This window comes from Thermococcus sp., from assembly GCF_015523185.1.
Taxonomy (GTDB): Archaea; Methanobacteriota_B; Thermococci; order Thermococcales; family Thermococcaceae; genus Thermococcus.
The window spans coordinates 1-9,785 of sequence record NZ_WAKV01000039.1 but is presented as its reverse complement, the minus strand read 5'-3'; the positions used below and the strand labels follow the sequence as shown (position 1 = coordinate 9,785).

6 protein-coding genes and 1 pseudogene are annotated in these 9,785 nt (G+C 51.9%); 4 read left to right on the top strand and 3 right to left on the bottom strand.

The window, feature by feature from the left end:
- From nucS to F7B33_RS04605, 3 genes are all read right to left on the bottom strand, one after another.
- A partial coding sequence (gene nucS / locus F7B33_RS04615; RefSeq protein ID WP_297073393.1) for an endonuclease NucS occupies nt 1-647 on the bottom strand: 647 nt, incomplete at its 3' end.
- A gap of 397 nt (nt 648-1,044) precedes the next feature.
- Nucleotides 1,045-2,097, bottom strand: coding sequence for a DNA repair and recombination protein RadA (radA, locus tag F7B33_RS04610; protein WP_297073391.1), 1,053 nt, complete (start codon nt 2,095-2,097; stop codon nt 1,045-1,047).
- A gap of 178 nt (nt 2,098-2,275) precedes the next feature.
- Nucleotides 2,276-3,298 carry an ion channel gene (locus tag F7B33_RS04605; RefSeq protein WP_297073390.1) on the bottom strand — a complete coding sequence of 341 codons (1,023 nt, stop codon included), beginning with the start codon at nt 3,296-3,298 and terminating at the stop codon, nt 2,276-2,278.
- 697 nt (nt 3,299-3,995) lie between these two features.
- Between F7B33_RS04605 and F7B33_RS04600 the strand changes: the two genes are divergently transcribed.
- From F7B33_RS04600 to F7B33_RS04585, 4 genes and pseudogenes are all read left to right on the top strand, one after another.
- Nucleotides 3,996-4,595, top strand: a complete 600-nt coding sequence (locus F7B33_RS04600) for a DNA-binding protein (RefSeq protein WP_297062038.1) — start codon at nt 3,996-3,998, stop codon at nt 4,593-4,595.
- Between the two features lie 258 nt (nt 4,596-4,853).
- A complete protein-coding gene (locus F7B33_RS04595) occupies nt 4,854-6,104 on the top strand; it encodes an ORC1-type DNA replication protein (protein WP_297062036.1) in 1,251 nt (416 codons plus the stop codon).
- Nucleotides 6,104-8,269 (top strand): DNA-directed DNA polymerase II small subunit, encoded by a 2,166-nt coding sequence (locus tag F7B33_RS04590; RefSeq protein ID WP_297073388.1) that lies wholly within the window; start codon nt 6,104-6,106, stop codon nt 8,267-8,269. The genes F7B33_RS04595 and F7B33_RS04590 overlap by 1 nt, the downstream gene beginning before the upstream one ends.
- A 1-nt stretch (nt 8,270) precedes the next feature.
- A pseudogene (locus F7B33_RS04585) lies at nt 8,271-9,785 on the top strand (DNA polymerase II large subunit); the annotation flags it as partial.

The window sequence follows — 9,785 nt, the reverse complement described above, 5'->3', positions numbered from 1 at the left end:
GAAGTAAGGGAAGGTGCAATGAGGATTCCCCGGACGTTTTCGTGCTCCTCCTTAAGTGTTTCAACATAGCGCTTGAGCTGACTTACCGCGTGTAAATCCGCCCTCCTGCGCTTAAGCTCCAGAACTACGATGTTTCCTTCCTTATCAACGCCGAGGACATCGACAATGCCGTGCTTTATGGGTTTCTCCCGGTGGAGTGGCCTGAAACCGGGCTCTATAACCTCCGGACTCTCAAAGATTAACTCCGCCATCTCCGCCTCGCTTCCAGTCAAAGCCAGCTCCTCGTAGTCCTCGGCGTGGAAGACTGTGATTAGGTAGACCTCCTCAAGCTCGACCTCAAGGGTTTCCCTCGGCTTCCTCCGAACCGAGACCAGAACGGGCTTTTCCCCCAGCTCGAGGCGGACGACACTCCCCGGCGGCTGCCAGTTCACCGGTTCCCTCTTCCTACTCTGGTGAATCAGGAATGAGCCGTCTGGCTTGACGATTATCACCCTGTCGCCAGAACCGAGCTCGCTCTTCGCCCGGCCGTCGTAGTGAACCCTACAGCGAGCAAAGATTGTGAGCATGCCCTCAGAGGAGATGGCCAAATCGAGGAGGAGCTTTATTTCCTCTGGAGAGGGGTTGGTTTTAAACTCGACTTTGGACATGGGAAGTGGATTGTTAAGGGGAATATAAAAAGTCAACGGAGAATCCGGAGGAACACCACGAGCAGGGTGTGGGCAATGGGCACGAGAATAGGCGGAAGAAGCAGGAGTCCCAGTTTCTGATTTTTTAGGGTAAAGGAACATCCCAACGAGACTGTAGAAGGCGTTCAAGCCAGAGAGCATGAGAAAGTTCTCATAAGAGGCAAGGTTGCCAGTATAAAGACCCACCACAACCAAGATAAGGAGAGAAACAAGGGAGCCAAGGAGAATATTCCTCCCAATCCTGCGCGAGAGATAAACCCCCAGAAAGCCAAAAAGTGTGTTTAAGAGCGAGAAATCAAAAACCACCCAACAACAAAAGCCCGAAGCACAGGATTCCAAAAAGGTAAAGTCAGAGCACTCAGTCCTCGACGCCCCTCTCGGTTATCCTGAAGACGGCCTCTCCCTCTGGCAGGTGCGGGCTGTCTATTAAGCGAGCAACGCGCTTTCCGGCCTTGCCCTTCCTAAGGTAAATCCTGAGCGTCGCACTGTGCGCCAAGATATGCCCACCAACGGGCCTCGTCGGATCGCCGAAGAAGGCATCCGGCTTCGCCTGGACCTGGTTCGTGACGAAGACCGCTATGTCGTAGAGGTCAGCGAGACGGTGTAAATCGGAGAGGTGCTTGGCCAGTTTCTGCTGTCTCTCCGCCAAGGTTCCCCTGCCCACGTACTCGCTCCTGAAGTGAGCCATGAGAGAATCCACTATGAGTAACTTAACGGGCCTGTCCGTTGAGGCCTTCTCTTTGATTATCTCCTCGGCCTTCTCAACGAGGAGCATCTGGTGGTTGCTGTTGAAGGCTCTAGCCACATAAATGTTCTTGAGGGCCTCATCAGGGTCTAAGCCTCTAGCCTCTGCAATCTGCTTTATCCTCTCCGGCCTGAAGGTGTTCTCGGTGTCAATCCAGATGACGGAACCGCCAAGACCGCCCTCCTCAGGGGGCTTCTGGACCATGACGGCAAGAGTATGGGCCAGCTGTGTCTTTCCGCTACCGAACTCACCGAAGACCTCGGTTATGGCCTGCGTTTCGATTCCACCGCCGAGGAGCTTGTCAAGGCTTTTGCTTCCAGTGGAAATCCTTCCTATTGTCCTTCTCCTCTCCATGTACTCGTCTGCCCGCATGAAGGTTCCGATGTTGGCCGCTTCCCTAGCAGCCTGTATTATCTTGAGCGCGGCACCTTCACTTATTCCAGCTATTTCCTTGAGCTCAAGGGGAGAAGCAACTGCTATGGCCTCGATGGTGTCGTACCCGGCCTCGCGGAGCTTTTCGGCGGTGGCCGGGCCAACGCCGGGCAAATCTTCCAGGGTCTTGATTTCCTTCCCCTTCTTCTTTGATGATGAAGGTGAGCTTTCGGCTATTTCAAGCTCCTCGAACTCCTCAAGCTCCTTAACCTCTTCAACCTTCTTCTTGGCCATGAGACTCACCCAAATACCTTTGTCAAGAGTAAAACCGAGGGGTTAATATACTTTTTGCCCACCCACTCTCGAAGACCAAACTTTTAAGGCTTTCGTCTGTTTCGAAAAACAAACTTTATAAAGGCCCCAATTTTACTGAAAAGCCCAGAAAAAAGAAAACTACCAGTAATGGGCGTTTTTATCGAAGTTTTCCAATGGAAACCGAGCCCCTCAGAACTATCAGTTTCGCCCCGGGAGGAATCGGCTCCTCAAGGGGAGGGTTGAGGACTGGCATGTTGTGGTAGTAACCAAGGAGGAAAACGTCCTCCCGCTCCTTGAGTTCGCGGAGGGCCTCCATATAGGGCCTGCCCCAAAAGGCATTTCCTTCCATCACAGCAACGTCGTAACCCCCAACGGAGCTGGTTATGTCCTCTATGACGTCAACAACTTCGGGCTCAAAAATCGAACTGGCCAAGAGCCTTCCGGCGAGGCTCCTGCTAACCACAACCCTATCGGCCCCTGCCCCCCTTAGGAGCTCGACGCTGTCCTCGCTCAGGACCTCAACAAAAACCCTGGCCTTTGACATCCTCTTAACCATCAAAGTGACGAAAACGGCCTTGGAGTCGTCCTCGAGTGCCAGGATTATGTGGGAGGCTCTATCAACGCGGGCTCTCTCAAGGGTTTCTCTGCTCGTGGGGTCACCGATTAAAACTTCCACTTCCTCTGGGAGCTCGACCCGCTTGCGTTCTTCCTCATCTGGAAAGACCACAACTATTAGGGCAAGCTTCAGTTCACCACGCTCGATTGCACCGAGGAGCTCGTTTACGCACGTTGAAACACTACTCCCCCGACCGATTACGAGGTAATGGTTGGAATACCTAACACGGTGCATGCCCATCATCCTCCTGAGGGAGGAAGAGATGAAGTTCTCAGCAAGAAGGGAAACAAGAGCGGTAAACGTTGATATTCCGGCAACGGCGGTAACCATTGCAACTACCCGTCCAGCTTCAGTCTTAGGCGTAACGTCACCGTAGCCAATCGTCGCCATCGTTATTACCGCCCAGTAGAAGGCCGTGAAGAAATCCACGTTCTCAAAATAGGAAAACGCAACCGCGAACACTAAAGCGAGTCCGAACACTGAAACGGCTATCTGCATCAGTCGGTTCCGGCTCACCTTGACCTTCACACGCAAAAGCCGTCTCACCACCGGCACCGGGAGCATGGGTTTCATTTCCACTCGAACCTTAAAAAGGTGCCCTTGTGCCGAACCATCCATTGATGTTCTTAAAGATACTACAGGAGACAGTTTTTCCAGTGGAAATAAAGGTCTTTTTCGATGAGTATCGAAAAGACCCCCCAGAGTTTCATTTCCACTGGAACCCACTTTCGGAAAATGGACGGTTTTGAGAGGGTAGTTAAAGGTAATGGAAATTTAAGCGAGTTGTTTAAATACGTAACTGTTGAATTGTTCAAGATATTTGGGCTAGTTTTTATTAGGCTGTTTAGGATTTTTCCATTTTATTATAGTTGCTTTAATCGTTTGTTCATCGAAAAATATAAAAACCGGCACTAACAAATAAGATGGGAGCTTTTTATCAACTTTGAATCGATCTTATACAGGAAGCTACCAAAAACCCGTTCCACTGGAAACAAAACTCTGGGGGGGATATATCCTGTTTAACTTCATATAAAATTGCAACCTTTATTGTTTAACTACTCTGAACTTTTAAGTTCACTAATACCCTCCATTGGCTAGCCATTTATGTTCATTTTTCTTTCAGTGGAAATAAAAAACTCTAATTTCTTTCTGGTTTCCAAATACAAAATCTTGTGTACATTCCTGGGCATTCAACTTTCTCGTTTCCTCTGGAGGGGCAAACCCTTAATTTGCCACCACCCTATTTCAGCTGGTGGTTCCAATGGAAGTGATGGAGAAGGTTCTCGAGTGGTTGCGCTCCGGCAACGACGAGGCGAACGACATCATTGACCTGCCCTGGGCAGTTAAGCAGCTTGAGCCCAATCTTTACGCGGCCGAACATCCGAGGATGCCATTCACCCTTCTGGTCTCCTTTGGTGATGGTTTCATCCGTTTGCTCGTTTCCATGGGGCTTGAGACATTCTCGATGACAAAGGACGAGAAGCTCAAGGTTTACCATGCTCTCCTAAAGCTGAACGCCGAGATAAACCTAATGAAGTTCATCCTCATGGGTATGAACGACGACGTTTACCTGGCGGTAGACCTTGATTCCTCGACGCTGGGGAAGAAGGAGTTTAACGATGCTCTCTCAGCCCTTCTGTTTGGCCTTCTTTCTGCTGTCTCTTCTCTGGGGCTTGAGAGCGAGTTTGAGAACCTCCTCAGGGAGCGTGTGCTTGCCATGGTCTACGAGAGGCTCAGAAAAGGCGCCAGCAGGGAGGAACTTCTTGAGTTTCTCATCTCCAAGGTGGGGATGCCGAGAGAGGAGGCCCGGGCTTTATTATCAGAAGTCCTTCCCGAGGAAGACGAGAGAGGTTATTTCTGAGACCAACCCTCTGATGCATTGGTTGTCTTTTTACATCTTCCTGTTCAACAAGGCATATAAACCCGAACTCCGCAGTTGCTATGCTTTCCACTGTATCCTGTGCTTCCGGTGGAAATCTGGGAGAAGCTCCCAAAATTCAGGTAAATGTTGAAATATATCCAAATCATGTCTGTATTTGCTATCATTTCATCGCCTCTATGAAGTCTCTCTCGGCAATGATTCCTGCGGAGAGTATGATTTCCGGTGGAGATGGGAGCCATGGGCAGTGACGACTACCTGACCTCGATATTCGAGAAGTACCTTCACGCCAAGAAGATATTCAAGAACAAGGAAGTGCTCAGGCACAGCTATACTCCAAAGGAACTCCCCCACAGGCACGAGCAGATTGATGAACTCGCCCATATCCTCGTTCCAGTTCTCAGGGGAGAAACTCCTTCCAACGTCTTTGTTTACGGTAAAACCGGCACCGGTAAAACCGTGACCGTGAAGTTCGTTACCGAGGAGCTCAAAAAGATATCGAAGAAGTACAACATTCCCGTTGAGGTCATCTACATCAACTGTGAAATAGTTGACACCCACTACCGCGTTCTCGCGAGGATAGTGAACCACTTCAAGGCGGAAAGTGGAGTTGAGGTTCCCCTCGTTGGCTGGCCAACGGATGAGGTCTACGCCAAGCTGAAAGAGGTTATAGACGCGAAGGAGCGCTTCGTTATAATCGTCCTGGACGAGATTGACAAGCTCATCAAGAAGAGTGGCGACGACATCCTTTACTCCCTGACGAGGATTAACACGGAACTGTCGAGGGCGAAGGTAAGCATAGTCGGCATCTCAAACGACCTCAAGTTCAAAGAATACCTGGATGCCCGTGTTCTCTCGAGTTTGAGCGAGGAGGAAGTCGTTTTTCCACCCTACGATGCAAACCAGCTCAGGGACATCCTAATGCAACGTGCTAAGGAGGCTTTCTATGATGGTGTCCTTGATGATGCCGTCGTTCCGCTCTGTGCGGCTTTGGCAGCTAGAGAACACGGTGACGCGAGGCGTGCCTTGGATTTGCTCCGCGTCGCCGGTGAAATAGCGGAGCGTGAAGGTGCAAGCAAAGTGACTGAGAGGCACGTCTGGAAGGCTCAGGAAAAGATAGAGCAGGACACCATGGAGGAGGTCATAAAGACCCTTCCGCTCCACTCGAAGGTCCTCCTCTACGCGATAGTTATGCTAGACGAGAACGGCGAGTTGCCGGCGAACACGGGCGATGTTTACTCCGTTTACAAATCCCTCTGCGACCACCTCGACGTTGAGCCCCTCACCCAGAGGCGCGTGAGCGATTTGATTAACGAGCTGGATATGCTTGGAATCATTAACGCCAAGGTCGTCAGCAAGGGACGTTACGGGAGGACAAAGGAGATAAGGCTGAACGTTACTCCCTACATGGTGAAGAACATCTACCGCCACGATGAGCAGGTTAGGAGCCTCCTCACGCTGACCCTCTCCAAGCAGAGGAGGTTGTTCTGATGTTAATCGAGGATTTAATCAAGAACAAGTACCTGATAACGCCATCCGCCTACTACCTCCTCGAACCCCACTACAAGAAGGACTTCACGTTGGCAGAGCTGATTAAGTTTGCCAAGGCCAAAGGTACCTTTGTTATAGACTCCTCACTAGCTGGGGAGTTTCTCTTGGAGATGGGCATTGTTTCCACTGGAGAACCCGTTGAGCCGGTCTCCAAGAGGCCCGAAATGAAAGGGTCTTTTGGGGATTCTATTGGCGAAATCTCTGAGGAAACGGGCGAAACTGATGAAACATCTACTTCTGAGCCCGCTTTAACGGAAGAGACGTCTGAGACTGGGCCTTTGGGTATAGTGGAATCCGGCGAAGAAGCGGGTTCTATTTCCACTGGAGACATCGCTGAGGTCAGGCCTTCGGTTTCTGTTTCTGTGGAAAATAGTGGCGAGCTTCCTGAATCTTCCGATGAGACCTTTGTTTCCACTGGAACTAATGTAAATTTGGGGCAGTCTAGTGCCTTCTCTGTCGTTGAAGAAGCTCCCATTGAGAATGTTTCAGAGGGGGAGAGTTTCATTTCCACTGGAATCACCGAGCCTGAAAGTCCCGAAAACGAGGTCATGGAGATATTGGAGTCGGTATTAGAAAACCCCCCTGGGGAATCCCTTCCAGTGGAAGTCGAAAACGGCAAAGCCTATGGAAACGGCTATCTTGATAGCGAGGATTACTACGAAAACGGGAACGGTGTGAAGCCAAAGATAGTTTACGGCGACTACGGGGTTCCGATAGCTTACGTTGGGGAGGACGTTGAGGGCGAGAAGAGCTATTCTACCTACGAAGACGTCGTGATAAAACCCAAGGAGGGCTTCCGTTATAGGGCCAAGGAAATCCCTGACGAGTGGAGGGTAACCTTTGACGTCAAGAACGTGAAGTTCGAGGCCCCCAAGGTGAAGAACGCCGCGAGCAAGGAGGGCGAGATAATAATCCAGGCCTACTCGAGCTATTTTAAATCGAGGCTCAAGAAGATGCGCAGAATCTTCCGAGAGAATCCTGAAATCGGGACGGTCATAGACATTGCAAAGCTGAGCTACGTTAGGGATGATGAGGTTACGATAATCGGCCTTGTTAACAGCAAGAGGGAAACGGCCAAGGGCTTCATGTTCGAGGTCGAAGACACCACGGGCAGAATCAAGGTCTTCCTCGGAAAGGACAAGGAGAGAGCTTCGAACGTTTACAACGCGATAATGCCCGATTCGGTCGTTGCATTCCGCGGTCAGCCTGGCAGGGGTATTTTCTTCGCCAACCGCGTTTTCCTCCCCGACGTTCCCAAGTTCAGGCGGGAAAAACCACCCCTTGAGGAGAAGGTCTACGCGATTCTGCTGAGTGACATCCACGTCGGTTCAAACAAGTTCTGCGAGAAGGCCTTTGAGAAGTTCCTTGAGTGGCTCAACGGCGAGGTCAACAGCAGGGCCGAGGAGGAACTCGTGAGCAGGATTAAGTACATGATACTCGGCGGTGACGTGGTTGATGGCGTCGGCATTTACCCAGGCCAGTACAACGAGCTGGCCATTCCAGACATTTTCGACCAGTATGAAGCTTTGGCAAACCTCCTCCGCAACGTTCCGGGGCATATAACAATGTTCATCGGCCCCGGCAACCACGACGCCGCGAGGACGGCCCTGCCACAGCCGGGCTTTTATGAGGAGTACGCAAAGCCGATATACAAGCTCAAGAACGCCGTCATAATAAGCAACCCCGCTGTGATAAACCTCCACGGCAGGGAGTTTCTCATCGCCCACGGAAGGGGAATCGAGGATGTTGTTGACTTCATACCCAAGAGGAGCCATCACAGGCCGGCCGAGGCGATGGTTGACCTCCTCAAGCTTAGGCACCTCGCGCCGACCTTCGGCAACAAGGTTCCCATTGCTCCCGACCCGGAGGATACCCTCGTCATAGAGTCCGTTCCGGACCTATTCCAGGCCGGTCACGTCCACGTTATGGAATACCGGATTTACAATGGTGTCTTCGTCATAAACAGCGGAACCTGGCAGGCCCAGACCGAGTTCCAGAAGATGGTCAACATCGTTCCTACCCCCGCGAGGGTTCCGATAATCGACGTTGAAACGGCCCGTTTGAGGGCGGTTGTAAGCTTTGAGCAGTTCTGTGAGGGTGTGTGAGATGTCCGAGGAGCTCTACTCGCCTGAAATGAGAGCCTACTTCGAATCCCTCCAGCGCGAGATTGACAGGGCCTATGAGATAGCGAGAAGGGCGAGGGCCCAAGGTAAGGACCCGAGTCTAGAGGTCGAGGTTCCCCAGGCAACTGACATGGCTGGCCGTGTCGAGAGCCTCGTTGGGCCCAAGGGCGTTGCCGAGAGGATTAGGGCCCTGGTGAAGGAATACGGCAAGGAGCTCGCGGCCCTCAAGGTCGTTGATGAAATCATTGAGGGCAAGTTCGGCGACCTGGGGAGCAAGGAGAAGTACGCGGAACAGGCCGTGAGAACTGCCCTCGCGATACTCACCGAGGGAATAGTCTCAGCTCCTCTGGAAGGAATAGCCGACGTTAAAATCAAGCGCAACGAGTGGGCCGATGGGAGCGAATACCTCGCTCTCTACTACGCCGGTCCAATAAGGAGCTCGGGCGGAACGGCCCAGGCGTTGAGCGTTCTGGTTGGAGACTACGTGAGGAAGAAGCTCGGCCTCGACCGGTTCAAGCCGAGCGAGGAGCATATAGAGAGGATGGTTGAGGAGGTTGACCTCTACCACAGGGCCGTTACGAGATTGCAATACCATCCGGAACCCGAAGAAGTGAGGCTGGCCATGAAGAACATCCCCATTGAGATAACGGGTGAAGAGACGGATAAGGTCGAGGTGAGTCACAGGAACGTTCCCGGCGTTGAGACCAACCACCTTCGCGGTGGGGCTATCCTAGTTCTTGCAGAGGGCGTCCTCCAGAAGGCCAAGAAGCTGGTCAAATACATAGACAAGATGGGGATAGAGGGCTGGGACTGGATAAAGGAGTTCGTTGAGGCTAAGGAGAAGGGCAAGGGCGCGGAAGATTCCAAATCGAGTGAATCCAAGGCTGAAGATTCTGGGGTTAGTGAAGAATTGGCCGAAAAGGTTGAGAAGGGCTTCTACTACGAGCTCTACGAGAGGTTTAGGGCCAACATCGCTCCCAACAAGAAGTACACCAAGGAGATAATCGGCGGGAGGCCACTCTTCGCCGAGCCTTCTACAAACGGCGGTTTCAGGCTGAGATACGGCCGTTCCCGTGTTAGCGGTTTCGCCACGTGGAGTGTCAATCCGGCGACAATGATTATTCTCGACGAGTTCATAGCGATTGGAACCCAGATGAAGACGGAAAGGCCCGGAAAGGGCTGTATCGTGACCCCAGCAACCACCATAGAGGGGCCTATAGTCAAGCTCAAGGACGGCTCTGTAATTAGGGTCGACGACTACGAGACGGCTTTAAAGGTCAGGAACGACGTCGAGGAGATTCTTTACGTTGGGGACGCCCTGGTCAACTTCGGCGACTTCGTGGAGAACAACCAGACCCTCCTTCCTGCCAACTACGTTGAGGAGTGGTGGGTTCAGGAGCTTGTTAAAGCGATTGAAGAGCTGTACGAGGTCGAACTGAGACCTTTCTCGGATAATCCCCGCGAGGCCGTCGAGGAGGCCTCTGATTACCTTGGGATT